Raw genomic sequence first — 18,075 nt, forward strand, 5'->3', positions numbered from 1 at the left:
CCGGCGCACCAACCGCGCGAGGAGAGCAGCCGATGTCCGTTCGACGGGCAGCATCCGGGGCCCGTACGGCGCCGCCCGCCACCGGGGAACCCGGGATGACCGTGGACGAGCTCGCGGCCCGGGCCGGCGTCACGGTCCGGACGATCCGCTTCTACAGCACCCGCGGCCTGCTGCCGCCGCCGCAGATAGGTCCGCGCCGGGTCGGCCGCTACGACCAGGAGCATCTGTCCCGCCTCGCGCTGATCGAGGAGCTCCAGCACCAGGGGATGACGCTGGCGGCGATCGAGCGCTATCTGCAGCGTCTGCCGGCCGATCTGAGCGCCCACGACCTGGCCATCCACCGGGCTCTGGTGGCCTCGTGGATGCCGGACGGCGCCGAGGACCTCACACGGGACCGGATCGGGCAACGGGTCGGCCGGGAGCTGACGGACGAGGAGCTGGACCGGCTGGCGGCCATGGGCATCCTGGTGCGCGGGGCCGAGCCGGACGTCTTCCAGGTCGACGCCGGCATGCTGCACCTCGGGGTCCAACTGCTGGACGTACCGATCTCGCTGGAGTCGATCCTCGCGGCCCGCACGGTGGTCATGGAGCACACCCGGGCGGCGGCACGCGAGCTCAGCAGGTTGTTCCGGGACGAAATGCGGGAGCCTCAGGAGGAGGGCGAGAGCGGCCCGCAGCGGCGGGAGCGGATGAAATCGCTCTCGGCACACATGCAGCCCCTGGTGGTGCAGGCGCTGGTGACCGCGTTCCAGCGATCGATGCGGGAAGAGCTGCGGGCCTGGAACTCGGAGGACGGCTGACCCGGACCGCGGCCCGAACGGAGGGCTCGGCCGCCCCGGTGTGTCCGGCGGGCCGTCCGAGGATCCGCCGGACACACCCTGGGGTCAGTCGCCGAACGTCTCGCCCTTCCCGGCCTTCTCCACCAGGAGCGCAGGCGGCGCGAAACGGTCGCCGTAGGCCGCCTGGAGTTCGCGGGCGCGCTCGACGAAGCCGGACAGGCCGCCCTCGTATCCATTGACGTACTGGAGCACGCCGCCGGTCCAACCGGGGAATCCGATGCCGAGGATCGAGCCGATGTTGGCGTCGGCGACCGAGGTCAGGACGCCCTCCTCGATGCAGCGGACGGTGTCGATGGCCTCGACGAAGAGCATGCGCTCCTTGAGGTCCTCGAACGGGATCGCGGTGTCCGGCTTGGTGAAGTGCTCGCGCAGGCCCGGCCACAGGCGGGTGCGGGCGCCGTCGGCGTACTCGTAGAAGCCCGCTCCGCCGCTGCGGCCCGGCCGCTCGAAGTCGTCGACCATGCGGTCGATGACCGCATCCGCCGGGTGCGGCTGCCAGGTGCCGCCCGCCGCCTCGACCGCGCGCCGGGTCTCGTCGCGGATCTTGCGCGGCAGGGTGAGCGTCAGCTCGTCCATCAGCGACAGCACCTTGGCCGGGTAGCCTGCCTGCCCCGCGGCCTGCTCGACGGACGCCGGGTCGACGCCCTCGGCGACCATCGCCACGCCCTCGTTGATGAAGTGGCCGATGACACGGGAGGTGAAGAAGCCGCGCGAGTCGTTGACGACGATCGGCGTCTTGCGGATCTGCCGCACCAGGTCGAAGGCACGGGCCAGTGCCTCGTCGCCGGTCTGCTCGCCCTTGATGATCTCGACGAGCGGCATCTTGTCGACCGGGGAGAAGAAGTGCAGGCCGATGAAGTCCTGCCGGCGCTGCACGCCCTCCGCGAGCGAAGTGATCGGCAGCGTCGAGGTGTTGGAGCACAGGAGCGCGTCCGGCTCAATGATGTCCTCGATCTCCTGGAACACCTTGTGCTTGAGGGCGGTGTCCTCGAAGACCGCTTCGATCACCGCGTCGCAGCCGGCCACCGCCTGCGGGTCGGCGGCCGGGGTGATGCGGGCGAGGAGGGCGTCGCGCTTCTCCTGCGTGGTGCGGCCCTTGGCGAGCGCCTTGTCGAGCAGGCCCTGCGAATAGGCCTTGCCGCGTTCGGCGGCGTCGAGGGTGACGTCCTTGAGCACCACGTCGATGCCGGCCTTGGCGCACGCGTAGGCGATGCCGGCACCCATCATGCCCGCGCCCAGCACGGCGACCTTGCGGACGGTGCGCGGCTCGATGCCCTGCGGGCGGTTGGCGCCGGAGTTGACGGCCTGGAGGTCGAAGAAGAACGCCTGGATCATGTTCTTGGCGGTCTGACCGGTGACCAGCTCGGTGAAGTAGCGGGCCTCGATGACCTGGGCGGTCTCGAAGTCGACCTGGGATCCTTCGACGGCGGCGGCGAGGATGTTGCGCGGTGCCGGGTAGGGCGCGCCGTTGACCTGCTTCTTCAGGTTGGCCGGGAAGGCGGGCAGGTTGGCGGCGAACTTGGGGTCGGACGGGGTGCCGCCGGGGATGCGGTAGCCCTTGGCGTCCCAGGGCTGCTGCGACTCGGGGTGGGCGTCGATGAAGGCGCGGGCGGCCGAGAGCATCTCCTCGTCGGTCTCGGCCACTTCGTGCACGAGGCCGGCCTCGAGGGCGCGCCGCGGGTCGTACTGCTTGCCCTGGAGCAGCACCTTGAGCAGGGCGTCGGTGATGCCGAGCAGACGGACGGTGCGGACGACGCCACCGCCGCCGGGGAGCAGTCCGAGCGTCACCTCGGGAAGGCCGATCTTGGATCCGCGGGCGTCGAGGGCGATGCGGTGGTGGCAGGCCAGCGCGATCTCGTAACCGCCGCCGAGCGCGGCGCCGTTGATGGCGGCGACGACGGGCTTGCCGAGGGTCTCCAGGCGGCGCAGGTTCCGCTTGACGCTCATGCCGGCGTCGAAGGCGCGCTGGGCCTGGTCGGGGCCGATGCTCTTGAGGTCGCGCAGGTCGCCGCCGGCGAAGAAGGTCTTCTTGGCGGAGGTGACGATGACGCCGCGGACGGTGTCCTTCTCGGCCTCCAGGCGGTCCGCCACCGCTTCGAGGGAGGCGCCGAAGGCGGCGTTCATGGTGTTGGCGGACTGGCCGGGGTCGTCCAGGACGAGGGTGACGACACCCGTGTCGTCCTGATCCCAGCGGATGGTGGTGGGCTCGCTCATGTCTTGTGCTCCGGGTCGGGTTGAGCCACGTCGGTGGCTGATGCTCGGGGTTCGGGGCGTCCATTGGGTGGGGCTTTGCGCCGCCCGCCGGTCCGACCCGGTCAGAGACGCTCCACGACGGTGGCGATGCCCATGCCGCCGCCCACGCAGAGGGTGACGAGGCCGAACCGCCCGTCGCGCCGCTCGAGTTCGTCGATGACGGTGCCGAGCAGCATCGCGCCGGTGGCGCCGAGCGGGTGTCCCATGGCGATGGCCCCGCCGTTGACGTTGACCTTGTCCAGGCTCAGCCCCATGTCCTTGACGAAGCGCAGGACGACGCCGGCGAAGGCCTCGTTGATCTCGACGAGGTCGATGTCGTCGATGGTCAGCCCGGCCTTGGCGAGCGCCTTGCGGGTGGCCGGAGCGGGGCCGGTCAGCATGATCGTGGGGTCGGCGCCGGAGACGGCTGCGGACACGATCCTCGCGCGCGGGGTCAGCCCGTAGCGCCGGCCGGTCTCCTCGGAGCCGATGGCCACCAGGGCCGCGCCGTCGACGATGCCGGAGGAGTTTCCGGCATGGTGGACGTGGTCGATCTTCTCGATCCAGTGGTACTTCTGCAGCGCCACGGCGTCGAAACCGCCCGCCTCGCCGATCATGGCGAAGGACGGCTTGAGGCCGGCCAGGGACTCCGGGGTGGTGCCGGGGCGCATGTGCTCGTCGTGGTCGAGAACGGTGAGCCCGTTGCGGTCGCGGACCGGGATGACGGAGCGGTCGAACCGTCCGTCCTTCCACGCCTCGGCCGCGCGTTCCTGCGACAGGGACGCGTAGGAGTCGACGTCGTGCCGGGAGAAGCCCTCGATGGTGGCGATGAGGTCGGCGCCGACGCCCTGGGGGGCGAAGCCGGTCTCGAAGTTGGTCATCGGGTCCATGGCCCAGGCCCCGCCGTCCGAGCCGATCGGGACGCGTGACATCGACTCGACGCCGCCCGCGAGCACGAGGTCCTCCCAGCCGGAGCGGACCTTGGCGGCGGCGAGGTTGACGGCCTCCAACCCGGAGGCGCAGAAGCGGTTCTCCTGCACGCCGGCCACGGTGTCGGGCAGGCCGGCCGCGATGGCCGCCACCTTGGCGATGTCGGAACCCTGGTCGCCGAGCGGGCTGACGACGCCGAGGACGATGTCGTCGACGGCGGCCGGATCCAGGTCGGGGAACCGGGCGCGCAGTTCGTGGATGAGACCGACGACCAGGTCGACGGGCTTGGTGCCGTGCAGGGAGCCGTTGGCCTTGCCGCGCCCGCGCGGGGTGCGGATGGCGTCATAGACGAAAGCTTCGGTGCTCAAGATCAGCAGCCTTTCCGGAGGTGAGGGTGGGGAAGCGGCTCAGGCGAGGAGGGAGCGACCGATGATCTCCTTCATGATCTCGGTCGTTCCTCCGTAGATCGTCTGGATTCGGCCGTCGGTGTAGGCCCGGGCGACCGGATACTCGGTCATGTAGCCGTATCCACCGTGGAGTTGGAGGCAGCGGTCGGTGACGCGCTTCTGGAGCTCGGTGGCCCACCACTTCGCCATCGAGGCGTGGACGGTGTCGAGCCCGCCCTCCGAGTGCTCGACGATGCAGCGGTCGACGAAACTGCGGGTGACCGCGCACTCGGTGGCCATCTCGGCAATCTCGAAGCGGACGTGCTGGAGTTTCGCGAGCTTGCGGCCGAACGCCTCGCGCTCCTTCACGTAGTTCTTGGTGATCTCCAGCAGGTGTTCGGCCGCCACGATGCCGGTGACGGCGATGTTCAGTCGCTCCTGCGCGAGGTTGGTCATCAGGTGCAGGAACGCGCCGTTGAGCTCGCCGAGGAGGTTCTCCTTGGGAACGCGGACGTCGTTGAAGAACAGCTCGGCCGTGTCCTGCGACTTCTGGCCGATCTTGTCGAGGTTGCGGCCTCGCTCGAACCCTCCCATGCCCCGTTCGACGACGAGCAGGCTGAGGCCCTTGGCCCCGCCCTCGGGTGTGGTCTTCGCGACCACGACGACCAGGTCGGCGAGGATGCCGTTGGAGATGAAGGTCTTCGAGCCGTTCAGCACCCAGTGGTCGCCGTCGTCGGTGGCGGTGGCCCGGATGCCCTGCAGGTCCGAGCCGGCGCCGGGCTCGGTCATCGCTATCGCGGTGATGATCTCGCCGGAGCAGAACCCGGGCAGCCAGCGGCGCTTCTGCTCGTCGGTGGCGAGCGAGGTCAGGTACGGGCCGATGACGTCGTTGTGCAGGCCGACGGCGAGGCCGGGCGCGCCGGCGCGGGTGAACTCCTCGGCGAGCACGGCGCTGTACCGGAAGTCCGGGTTCCCGCCGCCGCCGTACTCCTCGGGGACGGCGAGACCGAGCAGGCCCTGGCGGCCGGCGGCGAGCCAGGCGGCCCGGTCGGTGATCCCGTCCTTCTCCCACTGCTCGTAGTGGGGCAGCACCTCCTTGGCCAGGAAGGTGCACACGGTCTCACGGAACGCGTCGTGCTCGGGCGAGAAGATCTGGCGCTTCAACGGGGGGCCTCCTGCGGCGGCTGCGAAGTGGCGGTGAGGGCGGGTACGTCCCAGTCCCGCGCCACGTCGCCGGTGTCCGCACCGGGCATGGCGGGAGGGCGGCGCAGGGATCCGGGGGTGACCGAGAACCGGGGGGCGGGTGCCGGCTGGGTGATACCCCCTGCGCCGGTGAACGTACCGCGGGCGGCGAGGTGCGGATGGGCGGGAGCCTCGCGCAGCGAGAGGACCGGGGCCACACAGGCGTCGGAGTCCTCGAAGACAACCGTCCACTCCGTGCGGGTGCGGGTGCGGAACCGGTCGGCGATCACCGCGCGGAGCTCGCCCCAGCGGTCGAAGTCGTTCCGGTCGGGGGCCACGTCGGCGATGCCGAGCAGCTCGGCGAACTCCGCGTAGAAGCGGGGTTCGAGGGCGCCGACCGCCATGTGGCCGCCGTCGGACGTCTCGTAGCTGCCGTAGAAGGGGCAGCCGCCGTCGAGGAGGTTGGCGCCGCGGCGGTCCTGCCAGCCTCCGGCGGCCATCATGCCGTGGATCATCGAGGTCAGATGGGCGGTCCCGTCGACGATGGCCGCGTCGACGACCTGCCCGGTGCCGTGGGTGCGCGCGTGCTGGAGGGCTGCCAGGACTCCGATGACCAGGTAGAGGGAGCCTCCGGCGTAGTCGCCGATCAGGTTGGCGGGGACGGCGGGCGGCTCGCCGGCGCGGCCGATCATGCCCAGCGCCCCGGCGACGGCGATGTAGCCGATGTCGTGTCCGGCGCGGTCGGCGAGCGGCCCGTCCTGGCCCCAGCCGGTCATCCGTCCGTAGACGAGTTTCGGGTTGCGGGCGAGACAGTCCTCGGGGCCGACGCCGAGGCGCTCGGTGACGCCGGGGCGGTTGCCCTCCAGGAGGACGTCCGCGCGCTCGGCGAGGGCGAGCACCGCCTCACGGCCCTCCGGGGACTTGAGGTCGAGCAGAACCGACCTCTTGTTGCGGTTGGTGATGTCGTACTGCGGGTCGATGCCCAGCCCGGGGCCGCCGGGCCGGTCGACACGCACCACGTCGGCCCCCAGGTCTCCCAGGAGCATCGCGGCGAAGGGCCCGGGGCCGATCCCCGCCAGTTCGACGACACGGATCCCGGCGAGCGGACCGTTCCCTGCTGCTGCCATCAAGCCGCCAATCGGACATGACACTACTGATGTAACAGCAACAATGTTAAGAACGTGTTCCACTTTCCACAAGGGTCCTCGGGGAGCGAACGGGCGGCGCTGTTGACCGGGGCCAGACACGTTTCTACTGTGGCGTAACTTGACCGGAACCCATCGGGAGGGGAAGCGTGCGCCGGACGTACGACCTGGTGCTGTACGGGGCGACCGGGTTCACCGGCGGGCTGACCGCCGAATACCTGGCCCGGCACGCCCCCGCCGGCTGCCGCTGGGCGCTGGCCGGCCGCGACCCGGCGAAGCTGGAGGCGCTCCGCTCGCGGCTGGAACGGATCAACCCCGACTGCGCGGAACTGCCACTGCTGCACGCCGACTCGGCGGACCCCGCATCCCTGCGCGCACTCGCGTCCGGGACCCGGGTGGTCGCGACCACGGTCGGCCCCTATCTGACACACGGCGAACCTCTCGTTGCCGCCTGCGCCGACGCCGGGACGCACTACGCCGACCTCTCGGGGGAGCCCGAGTTCGTGGACCGGATGTACCTGCACCACCACGCCCGGGCGCAGGAGACGGGCGCGCGCCTGGTCCACGCCTGCGGCTTCGACTCCGTTCCGCACGACCTGGGCGTCCACTACACCGTGGGGCTGCTGCCGGAGGACGTCCCGCTGCGCGTCGACGCGTTCGTGCGCTCCAACGCGACGTTCTCCGGGGGCACCCTCGCCTCCGCGCTCACCGCGATGTCCCGGCCGCTCGGCACGGTGCGCACCGCCCGCGCACGACGCGGCAGCGAGACCCGGCCCCCCGGACGGCGTGCCCGGGCTCCGCTCGGCCCGCCCGTGCACCGCCGGGACCTCGGTGTCTGGGCCGTGCCGCTGCCCACCATCGATCCGCAGATCGTCGAGCGGTCGGCCGCCGCCCTGGAGCGCTACGGCCCCGACTTCCGCTACCGGCACTACGCGGCCGTGAAGTGGCTGCCGGTCGCCGTGGGCGGAGTGGCGGGGACGGCGGGGCTCTTCGCAATGGCCCAGATCCCCCCGGCCCGCCGGTGGCTGTCCCGTCGTCTCGAGCCGGGGACGGGCCCCGGCCCGGACCGGCGGGCCAGGAGCTGGTTCACTGTGCGCTTCGTGGCGGAGGGCGGCGGCAAGCGGGTGGTGACGGAGGTGTCGGGAGGAGATCCCGGCTACGAGGAGACCGCGAAGATGCTGGCCGAGTCGGCGATCTGCCTGGCCTTCGACGACCTTCCCCCCGCCTCGGGCCAGGTGACCACCGCCGTGGCCATGGGCGACGCGCTGACCGGGCGGCTCACCGCCGCGGGCCTGAACTTTCGCGTCATCCGCTGCGGTTGACCGGAGATCAGATACCCATCGCCCACGTGCCTATGGAGTAGGCCATCGCCAGCAGCCACCCCAGGCTCGCCACCGCTGCGGCAGCCAGGGCCACAGCCATCCCGGGCTGCACTCCCCAGGCACGGCGGACGGTGGGACAAACGGAGTTCGTGATCTCGTTCATGCCCTCAGCATGCCGGTGACCACTGACAACGGGCCCGGGACGACATCCGGCCGACGTCGTCCCGGGTCCGGTCGCTCAGTGCAGCCCGGATGGGCTCGACGGCAGGCCGAGCCGGGCGATGCGCCCCTTCTCCCCCGAAGCCCAGCAGCCGAAGTCCCGGGTGCAGTCGACGGTGTCGAAGGATCCGCCGTCGAAATTTCGCCAGGTGCGGCCGGAGTCCAGGGTCAGGTCGCTGCCCGTCGGCCCGACGGCGATCGCCGCGCTCTTCGTCAGCGGCACCCAGACGACGCCCGACCGGTAGGCAGCCGGGGGCTGTTGGGAGACGGCCCAGGTCTCACCACCGTCCGCGGTGACGGCCGACGCCCGCGGCGACGCCTCCTCGGGCCGGTAGTCACCGCCCACGGCGATCCCGTGCGTACGGTCCCGGAACGCCAGGCCGAAGACCCCCTTCGCCGGGTCGCCGGCCGGAATCGGCGAATCGGCGACCGTCCAGGTCCGGCCGCGGTCCCTCGAGTGATACACCCGCGCGGCGGCGGCCCCGCCGGATGCGAGCCACACGTCCTTCGGACCGGAGGAGACCAGGCACTGTCCGCTCGCGGCGAATCCCGCCTCTCCCTGCTGCGCCGGCGGCATCCCGTCCGAGGGCAGCACCTCCCACGACCTGCCGCCGTCACCGGTGGACAGGATGCGGAACCGGCCGTCGACGGGGTCGCTCATCGCGAGCCCGTGGCGGCCGTCGAAAAAGGTGATGCAGTCGTAGAAGGCCCGCGGTTCGGTGTTGCGGAAGGTCTCGGTCCAGGTCGCGCCGCCGTCGTCGGTACGAAAGACACGCGAGTCCTCGCCCTCACCGATCGTCAGGGCGACGGCGCGGCGGGCGTCGAACGCCTCGATGTCCCGGAACTGCAGGGCGGACAGGCCGGGCGGGGAGACGTCCTGCCAGTGGCGTCCGCCGTCGACGGTCCGCAGCACGGTCCCGGCGGAACCGGCCGCCCAGACCGTGTCGCGGTCCACGGCGGAAAGGCCGCGGAACCGGGCATCCGTCCCGGTCGGGGTGAGCTGCCAGCCGAGCGCCGGCTCCCCCTGTCCCGTGGGCCGCTCCGCATGTGCGGGGGCGGTGACGCCCAGGACCACAGCGGCCCCGCACAGCCCGACGGACACCGTGCGTCTCAGTTTGCGCAGCATCGGCTTCATGCCGACGGAAGCTAGCCGACCCCTTACCCGCCGTCCAGAGTGCGGACGGCGTCAGACGTGCAGCTGCTGCCGGTACTCCTTGAGCGGCGGAGCGGTCCGGGTGGCGGTGAACTCGGTGATCCGGTAGGCACAGACGTCCTCCTGCGCGAAGGGATCGCTCGCGGCGATCGCCTCGATGCGATCCCGGTCGTCCCCGACCGCGAGGATGACCCCGCCGTCACCCGGGTTCTTGCGTCCCGAGACGACGAACACCCCGGCCTCGTACTGCTCGTCCAGCCAGGCCAGATGGGCCTCGCGGAGTGCGTCGATCTCCTCGACCGGGGCGGTGTAGGTCAACTCGAGTACGAACATGATCCTCAGCTTACGCGCCGGTCAGCGGCGTACGGGATCCCCCCGCGACGGCTGCCGCCAGGGCGTCGCGGCACAGCCGGTCCGCGCGCCGCGTGGACTCGGGCAGCCGGTACCGCGAGGCCAGACGCAGGGTGTGCGCGCAGGCTTTCGCCAGGGTGATCGCGTGCCCCACGGAGACGAAGACGGGCTTGACGCTCTCCTGGGTCCGCAGGGCTCTGCCGACCACTTCGTCGCCGTCGAGCAGCGGCGTCCAGTCCCCGCGCCGCGGCCCCGGCTCCTCGTGGTCGAAGACGAAGGGAGTCTTCGCGACACCGAAGGCGGGGATGCCCGTCAGCACGCCGAGATGGCAGGCCAGACCGAAGCGGCGAGGGTGGGCGATGCCGTACCCGTCGCAGACGACGAGGTCCGGCCGGGCGGACAGCCGGTCCAGCGCGTCGAGCACGGGCGGCAGTTCCCGGAAGGCCAGTAGCCCGGGAAGGTAGGGAAAAGCGGCACGACCGGTCGCCGTCGCCTGCTCGACGACCTCCAGGGTCGCGAGGTCGAGGACCACTGCGGCCGCGGCCAGTCGGTCCGAGTTCTCGTCGTACGCCACGTCGACCCCCGCGACCGTCCCGCCCGCGGCGGGATCCGGACCGGCCGCGCCGAGGTCGACGAGGTCCCGGAGCCGTTCCTGCTCGGCGACCGCCTCCGCCGTGGAGGCCGGCCACTCGATGCCACGCGTTGTCATGACGCATTGCTATCACCCGGACGTGAGGGGCGCAGGGTCCGCCGGATCCGTGAGCCGGCGAGGCTGCGGCGGTGCAGCGGAAAATGCGTTGAGCGGCACGGCTGCTCTCCCTAAGGTTCTTTACGGCCCTGTCGCCGTCGAACGGAGAAGGACATTGCTCCTCTGAGGTCCCTGACACCGCGCTCCGCGTTCTCACGCGCGAGCCGTGTGCGGCCTCGGTGTTGAGCTGCCTTCTCGCCTGACGCCCCTTTCACGCCTGCCGGCCGGCTGCCGTCGCGGTGTCTCCCCGTGTTGCCCCACCATCACGCGACCAGGAGGCCGCATGTCACCATCCGATTCCGCACCCCGTTCCCTCACCTGCTCCGGGCTCACCTTCGCCTGGCCCGACGGCACCCCTGTCCTCGAGGATTTCCAGCTGGCCGTCGGTCCCGGGCGCACCGGCCTGATCGGCCTCAACGGCTCGGGCAAGTCCACCCTGCTACGTCTGCTCGCAGGCATCCTGCGCCCCTGCGCAGGAACGGTGCGGGCAGCCGGTGAGGTCGGGTACCTGCCACAGAATCTCACCCTGGACACCGGACTGCGCGTCGACGACGCCCTCGGGATCGCTGCCTGCCGCGCCGCACTGCTCGCCATCGAAGGCGGCGACGCGAGCGAGGAGAACTTCACGGCCGTCGGCGACGACTGGGACGTCGAGGAACGGGCCCGGGCGGTGCTGGACCAGCTGGGCCTGGAACACCTCGCGTTCGACCGGACCGTCGGCCAGGTGTCCGGCGGCGAGGCCGTTCTGCTGCGGCTGGCGGCGCTGCTGCTGCGCAGGCCCGACGTCCTGCTGCTCGACGAGCCCACCAACAACCTCGACACCGCTGCCCGCAGGCGCCTGTACCAGGCGGTCGCCGCGTGGAACGGGGTGATGGTCGTCGTCAGCCACGACCGTGAGCTGCTCGACCTGGTGGACCGCATCGCCGAGCTGCGGGACGGCCGGGTGCGCTGGTTCGGAGGCAACCTGACGGCCTACGAGGAGGCCCTGGCCGTGGAGCAGGAGGCGGCGGAGCGCACGGTCCGGGCGGCTGAGGCCGACGTGAAACGCCAGAAGCGCGAACTGTCCGAGGCGCAGGTGAAGCTGGCGCGCCGGATGCGGTACGGCCAGAGGATGTACGACTCCAAGCGCGAGCCGCGGGCGGTGATGCGGCTGCGCAAACGCGACGCTCAGGTGTCGGCCGGCAAGCACCGTCTCCTGCATGCCGGAAAACTGGAGGAGGCCAGGGAACGGCTCGACGAGGCCCGGGAGGCGGTGCGGGACGACGACGAGATCAGGGTCGATCTGCCCGGCACGGCAGTGCCCGCGGGTCGGACCGTGCTGACCCTCGACGACCTGACGCTGCCCCACGGCGCTCACGTCGGGACGTTCGAAGTGCGCGGCCCCGAACGGATCGCGCTCACCGGCCGGAACGGGTCGGGCAAGACCATGCTGCTGCGCACGATCGCCGAGGAGATCGAGCCCTTGGCCGGCCGGGTCTCGGCCCGGGTTCCGGTACGGCATCTTCCGCAGCGGCTCGACGTCCTGGACGACGAGCTGACGGTGGCGGAGAACGTCGGCCGGTTCGCCCCCCAGGCCACGAACAACCGGATCCGGGCCCTGCTGGCCCGCTTCCTCTTCCACGGCGCGCGGGCCGACCAGCGGGCCGGCACCCTGTCGGGCGGTGAGCGGTTCCGGGCGACGCTGGCCACCCTGCTGCTCGCCGAACCCGCTCCGCAGTTGCTGCTGCTCGACGAGCCCACCAACAACCTGGACATGGCTTCGGCCCGGCAGCTGACGGCGGCCCTGCACGCCTACGAGGGCGCCCTGCTCGTGGCCTCCCACGACCTGCCGTTCCTGCGAGCGGTCGGCATCGACCGATGGGTCCGGCTGGACGGGAGGTCGGGCGGGACCGAACGTTCCTGACGGTGTCCAGAGGTGAGTCCTGTCCTCACGTCCCGGAACTGTGCTGATCCCCGACGGTGTCGGTCGGGCCCCCGCGTGGAACGGCCCGGGACGACGCCCCGCGAGGGCGGTGTCCCGGGCCGTGTCACACAGGCCGGTCAGACCTTGGTGTCCCGTCCGAGCCTCACTGGCAGGGAGCGGTGGCCGTTGGAGATGAACGACGCCACCGGCTGCAGGGCTTCGTCGGGAACCGCCAGCTCCAGGTCGGGGAACCGCTCGAAGATCGCCGGAAGGGCGATCTCGGCCTCCAGGCGGGCCAGCGGGGCTCCGAGGCAGAAGTGCACTCCGTGACCGAACGCCAGGTGCTCCTTGTTGACCCGGGTCAGGTCGAAGCGGTCGGCGTCCTCCCCGTGCACCTCGGGGCTGCGGCCGGCAGCGGCGTAGGCGGCGAGGATGGCCTCACCCTTCTTGATGGTCACGCCGTGCGCCTCGATGTCCTCGACGGCGTACCGCAGCGGCAGGCTGGCGACGGGGGCCTCGACACGGAGCGTCTCCTCGATCACGTCGCTCCAGGTCGCCTTCTCCTGCCGCACCAGGTCGAGCTGCTCCGGGTGCGTCAGGAGGGCGTGGACGGCGTTGTCGAGCAGGTTGACGGTCGTCTCGTGTCCGGCGCTGATCATCAGCAGCAGGGTGTCGACCATCTCCGCTTCCGACAGCCGGGTGCCGTCCTCCTCGCGGGCGGCGATGAGCACGCTGGTCATGTCGTCGCCGGGCTGTTCCCGCTTGTACGCGACCAGTTCGGCGAGGATCGCGTGCAGCCGCTGGAAGGTGGCCATGGCCTCCGCGGGGGTGGCGGCGGTGTTGAAGACGCTGTCCACGAGACGGCGCAGTTCCTCGCGCATGTCGTCGTCGTCCACACCGAACAGCTCGCAGATCACCTGGATCGGGATCGGGTAGCAGAAGCGGTCGCGCAGGTCGAGCACCTCGCCCCGCGGGGCGGCGGCGAGGCCGTCGAGGAGCTCGGCTGTCATCTCCTCGATGCGCGGCCGGAGGGCCTCGGTGCGGCGGGCGGTGAACGCGGTGGAGACCAGCTTCCGCAGCCGGCGGTGGTCGGCGCCGTAGGCGGTGAACATGTTGGTCACCGCGACCCAGGCGAACAGCGGCCAGTCCGGGGTGATCTCACCGTTGATGAACCGCGGCCAGTGCCGGCGCGGGTCCTTCGACACACGGGAGTCGGTGAGCAGTTCCTTGAGCAGGGCGTGGTCGCTTACTGCCCACGCCACCACCTGGCCAGGGAGCTCCACCAGGGTCGCCGGTCCGCCGGCCCGGACTCGGGCTGCCTCGCCGTGGATGTCGGAGCCGGAGGGGTCGAGGACGAGGGGGTGGGAGTCGTGTTCCATGCGCTGGCTCCAGAGTTGCGGTTCGGGGTAACGGTGATCGGCGGGAAGTGCACGGGAAGCGCGGCGAGCGCCCGGTGGAAGGGCCCCTGGCGCCACATCAGCTCGGCTGAGTCGACGGCCAGCTCGATGTCGGGCAGCCGGTCGAGGAGCTTCTCCACGGCGACTGCGGCGATCAGGCGCGCGGGGCTCTTGGCCGGGCAGGTGTGCGGGCCCGCGGACCACGCCAGGTGGGCACGGCTGCCGCCGCGCTGGTCGTCCCGGACCAGGGAGGGGTCGGTGTTGGCGGCGGCGAGGCTGATCAGGACGGGCTCGCCCTCGGGGACCGGGCAGCCGTCGATCTCCTCGTCGTGGATCGCGTAGTGAACGCAGTAGTTGGCCATCGGCGGGTCCGACCACAGGACCTCGTCGAGCGCGTCCTCGATGGGCATGCTGCCGCCGGCCAGGTCACCGGCGAAGCGGTCGTCGGAGAGGAGCAGGAGCAGACCGTTGCAGATGAGGTTCTGCTGGGGCTCGGTGCCCGCGCCCATGAGGAGGACGAGCTGGTGCATCATCTCCTCGTCGGTGAGACCGGCGGGGTGGGCCATCAGCCAGGAGGTGACGTCCTGGCGGGGCTCCTTGCGCTTGAGGGCGACGAGTTCGGCGATGGCCTCGACGAGCATCATGTTCGCCTTCTCGGCGTCCGCATTGCTGTCGAAGATCTTGGACATGGCGTCGACGAGCTTGCTGCCGATCTCGCGGGGGCAGCCGAAGAGCTTGTTGAAGACGAGCAGCGGCAGGATCGCCCCGTACTCGCCCAGGAGGTCGGCTTCGCCCTGCGGCCCGAAGACGTCGATGAGGGTGTCGGCGCTCTCCTCGACGTAGCCGCGCAGGGCGTTCGGGTCGACCCGGCCGAGGCTGTCGTTGATGGCTCCCCGCAGACGGGCGTGCTCGTCGCCGTCCGACCAGAGGGCGTTGGGGCGGTACATCATCATCGGCACGACGGGGCTGTCCGCGGGGACGGTACCGTCGGCCAGCGCCCGCCAGCGGCGCGAGTCGTGGGAGAACCGTTCCGGGCTGCGCAGGACTTCGAGGGCGCCTGCGTAGGTGGTCACGAGGTGCGCCCGGACGCCCGGGGCGAGTTCGACGGGGGCCACTGCGCCCTTCCTGCGGAGCCGTTCGTAGAACGACGCGGGGTCCGCCGCAAAGTCCGGACCGTACAGGAGTTCGACGGAGGGGTCGTACGGGGCGGCACTCTCGTGACCGGCGTGGGCCGGGCAGCCGGGCGGCGGCACCGAGACCGGACCCGTTTCGGAAGTGGTCATGGCTGCTCCTGTGCGGTGCGGGTCTGGAGGTACTCGACGAGTGCGATCAGGGCCCCGGTCGAGGAGGCCGGGTCACGGGCGTCACAGACGACGAGGGGGGTCTCGGGGAGGAGGTCGAGCGCTTCGCGGATCTCCTCCTTCGGATAGGCGGGCGCGTCGTCGAACTGGTTGACGGCGACCGCGTACGGCATGCCGTGCTCCTCGAGCAGACCCATCACGTCGAAGGACTGGTCCAGCCGCCGGGTGTCGGCGAGCACGAGTGCGCCCAGGGCCCCCTGCATCATGTCCTTCCACAGCTGGGTGAATCGCTTCTGCCCGGGGGCGCCGAACAGGTAGAGCACCAGTCGGTCGCTGAGCGTGATGCGGCCGAAATCCATGGCGACGGTCGTCGTGGTCTTGTCGGGGGTCCCGGCCAGATCGTCGATCGGTGCGCTGGCCTCGGTCATCGTCTCCTCGGTGCGCAGCGGTTTGATCTCCGAGAGCGCGCCGACGAAGGTGGTCTTGCCGACTGCGAAGTGCCCCACGATCAGGATCTTGACTGCCGCCTTGACCGTATTGGACACGTAGATCTGGTCAGAGACGGGAGCGAAGCCCATCGAGCACCTCCTGCAAGACGTGGGCATCGGGGAGTTGGGCCGTGGGTACGGGGGCCCGGGTGGTGACGTGGCCGCTGTCGATGAGATCGCTCAGCAGGACCTTGGTGACGCTGACCGCCAGAGAGAGGTGACCCGCGACTTCGGCGACCGAGAGCGCTCCGCCCCGGCACAACTCCATGACGCGGCGCTTCTCTGGGCCGAGCTTGTCGACAGGGCGGTCGCTCATCGCGATCACCAGCGTCACCAGGTCGAGGGTGTTGCGGGTCGGGTGGGCGCGGCCGTCCGTCACGACGTACGGCCGCACCAGTCCTCTCTCGCGCCTGACGGGCGGAGTCATGCCCGGCCGCTGCTGCCTGGCCGGACGGGCACCCCGTCGGCGCGGGGCGGGCTGGTCAGCTCCTTGCCCAGCCGGTCGACGAGCTTCTGCATGCGATAGGTCACCGCTTCCATGTCGACGTCCTGGGTGGCCGAGACGGCGAGGTAGGCGCCGGCGCCGGCGGCGACCAGGAACACGTACCCTCCGGCGAACTCGACCAGTGTCTGTTGCCAGGGAGAGGACTCCCCGGCGGCGAACTCGGCGGTGCTGCGACTGATCGACTGCAGGCCGGAGAGAGCGGCGGCCTGCCGCTCGGCCTCGTCGCGGCCGATGCCCTGGGAGTGCCCGCGCAGCATGCCGTCGGCGGAGAGCAGGATCGCGTGCCGCGCCTCGGGAACCTTCAGGACTTCGTCGAGCATCCAGCCCAGTTCATTGGCCATATGGTCGGTCATTCCTGATGGTTCCCTTCGTGTTCTGACGGAGCGGCGGCGCGCCCGAACCGGGTGCCACGTGCGAACGCACCCATCCGGGAGGCGGTTTCGCGCGCCGAGCGGACCGGCACGGATTGCGTCCCGGTCGGTGCGGAGGATCCCCGGTCGGGATACCCCTGGTGGTCGACAGTGCCCTCGGCGGCTGCCCGGCGGCGGCGCTTGGGCAGGCCTCCGGCGGTGGCCTCCGGTGCGGCGGAGGGAGCCGGTTCCGCGGACACCGCCGGTTCCACGGGTGCGGCGGACGGCTCCGCGACCGTCCGCCGGACGGGGAGAGGTGCGGGAGCGGAGGTCCCGGCCCTCGCGGTCCGGATCGGCCTCTGCTGCGGCGCCGCGTCCTGTGGCTTGGCGCGGGTCAGCAGCGAGCTGGGCAGGAGCACGACGGCACGGACGCCGCCGTAGGGGGACTGGGAGTCGATCGAGACGTTGAACCCGTAGCGGGCGGCCAGCACACCGATGACCGCGAAGCCGAACTGCGGTGGGTCGCCGAGGCGGTTGATGTCGATGTCCTCGCGGCCGGAGAGCCGCCGGCCCGCTTCCTCGATCTCCCGCGCGTCCATACCGACACCGGCGTCGTCGATGACGATGCAGGTGCCGTTGTGCGCCGGCCGGATGTTGACCTCGACCGTGGTGTTGGGCTGCGAGTGCCGCGCGGCGTTGTCGAGGAGCTCGGCCACGGTGAGCACGACGGGTTCCACCGCCCGGCTGACCACGTCGATGTCGACCCGCGTGTGAATCTCGATGCGCCGGTAGTCGCGGACCCGGGACTTCGCGCCGCGAACCACGTCGATCAGCGGGGAGGCCACCCGCTGACGGCCCGGCCACGATCCGCACAGGACGGCGATGGCCTGCGCCCTGCGGCCGAACTGCGAGTTGGCGTGATCGATCTCGAGGAGGTCCTGGAGGACGGCCGGGCTGTGGTGACGGTCCTGCATGTCCGTGATGGACAGCTGCTGCTCGTTGGCGAGGGCCTGGAGCGCACGCATGGCAGCTTTGAGGGTGGCCTTCGCCGACTGGTCGGCGCGGGCCCGCGCCTTGTCGGCCGCCCCCGTGAAGCGGTCCACGACGTGCTGCAGGCAGCGGCCGAACTCCGTGCCGGCCAGCCTCGGGTCGAGCAGCCCCGGCGCGGGCGCCGGACCGAAGTGCTCGGCCTCCTCGAGAACGGGCAGGCGGACCTCGACCAGGTGCCTGGCCTCGGCGTCACGCGCACGCAGGCTGTCCTCCGACACGGCCAGTCGTTTGCGCAACCTGCGGGATATCAGGCGTTCGCGTACCAACAGGACCAGGCCTGCGAGCACACCGGCAGCGAGGCACCAGAACGCCGCCTCCGGTATGTGTCGTGTCATCGGATCCTCAAGAGCTGGGGGGCGTTGGCGGACGTGCAGGTGGGGGCGCCGAGGCTCGGACGTCCCCGGGTGCGGTCCGCCGGCGCTTGACGGGCCCAACCGTGTTCCGGCGCACCGAAGTCGGGGCGGCCGAAACCCTGTTCGCCGTGCGAACGGGAACGCGCCGATCATCCTAGCCATGCCCTGACACATCAAGATCCCGGCGGTAACAGCGGTTCAGGCAGGGGCCGTTGGGGCGG

17 protein-coding genes are annotated in these 18,075 nt (G+C 71.2%); 3 read left to right on the plus strand and 14 right to left on the minus strand.

Annotated elements, in window-relative coordinates:
- Positions 1 to 32 precede the first annotated feature (32 nt).
- Positions 33 to 800 (plus strand): MerR family transcriptional regulator, encoded by a 768-nt coding sequence (locus M1E25_RS21525; RefSeq protein WP_372501258.1) that lies wholly within the window; start codon positions 33 to 35, stop codon positions 798 to 800.
- Between the two features lie 84 nt (positions 801 to 884).
- Here the strand turns inward: M1E25_RS21525 and M1E25_RS21530 are convergent, their stop codons facing one another.
- The 4 genes from M1E25_RS21530 to M1E25_RS21545 form a co-directional block, all read right to left on the minus strand.
- Positions 885 to 3,053, minus strand: a complete 2,169-nt coding sequence (locus M1E25_RS21530) for a 3-hydroxyacyl-CoA dehydrogenase NAD-binding domain-containing protein (RefSeq protein ID WP_251418269.1) — start codon at positions 3,051 to 3,053, stop codon at positions 885 to 887.
- A gap of 101 nt (positions 3,054 to 3,154) precedes the next feature.
- On the minus strand, positions 3,155 to 4,369 hold the full coding sequence (locus M1E25_RS21535; RefSeq protein ID WP_251418271.1) for an acetyl-CoA C-acetyltransferase: 1,215 nt from the start codon (positions 4,367 to 4,369) through the stop codon (positions 3,155 to 3,157).
- Positions 4,370 to 4,408: 39 nt separating this feature from the next.
- Complete coding sequence (locus M1E25_RS21540) at positions 4,409 to 5,551, minus strand: acyl-CoA dehydrogenase family protein (protein WP_251418273.1); 1,143 nt, start codon at positions 5,549 to 5,551, stop codon at positions 4,409 to 4,411.
- A complete protein-coding gene (locus M1E25_RS21545; protein ID WP_251418276.1) occupies positions 5,548 to 6,696 on the minus strand; it encodes a CaiB/BaiF CoA transferase family protein in 1,149 nt (382 codons plus the stop codon). The genes M1E25_RS21540 and M1E25_RS21545 overlap by 4 nt, the downstream gene beginning before the upstream one ends.
- 167 nt (positions 6,697 to 6,863) lie before the next feature.
- Between M1E25_RS21545 and M1E25_RS21550 the strand changes: the two genes are divergently transcribed.
- Positions 6,864 to 8,036: a saccharopine dehydrogenase family protein gene (locus tag M1E25_RS21550; RefSeq protein WP_251418279.1), complete on the plus strand. Its 1,173-nt coding sequence runs from the start codon at positions 6,864 to 6,866 to the stop codon at positions 8,034 to 8,036.
- A gap of 7 nt (positions 8,037 to 8,043) precedes the next feature.
- Here M1E25_RS21550 and M1E25_RS21555 read toward each other — a convergent pair whose 3' ends face one another.
- From M1E25_RS21555 to M1E25_RS21570, 4 genes are all read right to left on the minus strand, one after another.
- On the minus strand, positions 8,044 to 8,199 hold the full coding sequence (locus M1E25_RS21555; RefSeq protein ID WP_251418282.1) for a hypothetical protein: 156 nt from the start codon (positions 8,197 to 8,199) through the stop codon (positions 8,044 to 8,046).
- 75 nt (positions 8,200 to 8,274) lie between these two features.
- Positions 8,275 to 9,390 carry a WD40/YVTN/BNR-like repeat-containing protein gene (locus M1E25_RS21560; RefSeq protein ID WP_251418284.1) on the minus strand — a complete coding sequence of 372 codons (1,116 nt, stop codon included), beginning with the start codon at positions 9,388 to 9,390 and terminating at the stop codon, positions 8,275 to 8,277.
- Between the two features lie 51 nt (positions 9,391 to 9,441).
- A complete protein-coding gene (locus M1E25_RS21565) occupies positions 9,442 to 9,741 on the minus strand; it encodes a YciI family protein (RefSeq protein WP_251418286.1) in 300 nt (99 codons plus the stop codon).
- A gap of 10 nt (positions 9,742 to 9,751) precedes the next feature.
- Complete coding sequence (locus tag M1E25_RS21570; protein WP_251418288.1) at positions 9,752 to 10,468, minus strand: endonuclease V; 717 nt, start codon at positions 10,466 to 10,468, stop codon at positions 9,752 to 9,754.
- 322 nt (positions 10,469 to 10,790) lie between these two features.
- Between M1E25_RS21570 and M1E25_RS21575 the strand changes: the two genes are divergently transcribed.
- Positions 10,791 to 12,410, plus strand: coding sequence for an ABC-F family ATP-binding cassette domain-containing protein (locus M1E25_RS21575; RefSeq protein WP_251418290.1), 1,620 nt, complete (start codon positions 10,791 to 10,793; stop codon positions 12,408 to 12,410).
- 137 nt (positions 12,411 to 12,547) lie between these two features.
- Here M1E25_RS21575 and M1E25_RS21580 read toward each other — a convergent pair whose 3' ends face one another.
- Genes M1E25_RS21580 through M1E25_RS21605 form a run of 6 tightly spaced genes read right to left on the minus strand, consistent with a single transcriptional unit; the run spans position 12,548 to position 17,836 of the window.
- Complete coding sequence (locus tag M1E25_RS21580; RefSeq protein WP_251418345.1) at positions 12,548 to 13,675, minus strand: cytochrome P450 family protein; 1,128 nt, start codon at positions 13,673 to 13,675, stop codon at positions 12,548 to 12,550.
- Positions 13,657 to 15,090 carry a cytochrome P450 gene (locus M1E25_RS21585; protein ID WP_251418292.1) on the minus strand — a complete coding sequence of 478 codons (1,434 nt, stop codon included), beginning with the start codon at positions 15,088 to 15,090 and terminating at the stop codon, positions 13,657 to 13,659. Before M1E25_RS21585 ends, M1E25_RS21580 begins: the two co-directional genes overlap by 19 nt.
- The gene (locus M1E25_RS21590) at positions 15,087 to 15,686 is read right to left on the minus strand and encodes a GTP-binding protein (RefSeq protein WP_251418295.1); all 600 of its coding nucleotides are present in this window, start codon (positions 15,684 to 15,686) and stop codon (positions 15,087 to 15,089) included. Before M1E25_RS21590 ends, M1E25_RS21585 begins: the two co-directional genes overlap by 4 nt.
- The gene (locus M1E25_RS21595) at positions 15,664 to 16,023 is read right to left on the minus strand and encodes a DUF742 domain-containing protein (protein ID WP_251418299.1); all 360 of its coding nucleotides are present in this window, start codon (positions 16,021 to 16,023) and stop codon (positions 15,664 to 15,666) included. Before M1E25_RS21595 ends, M1E25_RS21590 begins: the two co-directional genes overlap by 23 nt.
- Entirely contained in the window at positions 16,020 to 16,454 is a 435-nt protein-coding gene (locus tag M1E25_RS21600) for a roadblock/LC7 domain-containing protein (protein WP_251418302.1), read from the minus strand. The genes M1E25_RS21595 and M1E25_RS21600 overlap by 4 nt, the downstream gene beginning before the upstream one ends.
- A complete protein-coding gene (locus M1E25_RS21605; RefSeq protein ID WP_251418305.1) occupies positions 16,451 to 17,836 on the minus strand; it encodes an ATP-binding protein in 1,386 nt (461 codons plus the stop codon). Before M1E25_RS21605 ends, M1E25_RS21600 begins: the two co-directional genes overlap by 4 nt.
- Positions 17,837 to 18,075 lie beyond the last annotated feature (239 nt).

The sequence above is a fragment of the Streptomyces meridianus genome (assembly GCF_023703325.1).
Lineage (GTDB): Bacteria > Actinomycetota > Actinomycetes > Streptomycetales > Streptomycetaceae > Streptomyces > Streptomyces meridianus.

What these genes read in the sequence shown, in the direction of transcription:
- M1E25_RS21530 (WP_251418269.1), bottom strand. Translation starts at nt 3,053, where the DNA reads ATGAGCGAGCCCACCACCATCCGCTGGGATCAGGACGACACGGGTGTC.
- M1E25_RS21560 (WP_251418284.1), bottom strand. Translation starts at nt 9,390, where the DNA reads ATGAAGCCGATGCTGCGCAAACTGAGACGCACGGTGTCCGTCGGGCTG.
- M1E25_RS21605 (WP_251418305.1), bottom strand. Translation starts at nt 17,836, where the DNA reads ATGACACGACACATACCGGAGGCGGCGTTCTGGTGCCTCGCTGCCGGT.
- M1E25_RS21575 (WP_251418290.1), top strand. Translation starts at nt 10,791, where the DNA reads ATGTCACCATCCGATTCCGCACCCCGTTCCCTCACCTGCTCCGGGCTC.
- M1E25_RS21570 (WP_251418288.1), bottom strand. Translation starts at nt 10,468, where the DNA reads ATGACAACGCGTGGCATCGAGTGGCCGGCCTCCACGGCGGAGGCGGTC.
- M1E25_RS21595 (WP_251418299.1), bottom strand. Translation starts at nt 16,023, where the DNA reads ATGACTCCGCCCGTCAGGCGCGAGAGAGGACTGGTGCGGCCGTACGTC.
- M1E25_RS21600 (WP_251418302.1), bottom strand. Translation starts at nt 16,454, where the DNA reads ATGACCGACCATATGGCCAATGAACTGGGCTGGATGCTCGACGAAGTC.
- M1E25_RS21545 (WP_251418276.1), bottom strand. Translation starts at nt 6,696, where the DNA reads ATGGCAGCAGCAGGGAACGGTCCGCTCGCCGGGATCCGTGTCGTCGAA.
- M1E25_RS21525 (WP_372501258.1), top strand. Translation starts at nt 33, where the DNA reads ATGTCCGTTCGACGGGCAGCATCCGGGGCCCGTACGGCGCCGCCCGCC.
- M1E25_RS21565 (WP_251418286.1), bottom strand. Translation starts at nt 9,741, where the DNA reads ATGTTCGTACTCGAGTTGACCTACACCGCCCCGGTCGAGGAGATCGAC.
- M1E25_RS21555 (WP_251418282.1), bottom strand. Translation starts at nt 8,199, where the DNA reads ATGAACGAGATCACGAACTCCGTTTGTCCCACCGTCCGCCGTGCCTGG.
- M1E25_RS21590 (WP_251418295.1), bottom strand. Translation starts at nt 15,686, where the DNA reads ATGGGCTTCGCTCCCGTCTCTGACCAGATCTACGTGTCCAATACGGTC.
- M1E25_RS21585 (WP_251418292.1), bottom strand. Translation starts at nt 15,090, where the DNA reads ATGACCACTTCCGAAACGGGTCCGGTCTCGGTGCCGCCGCCCGGCTGC.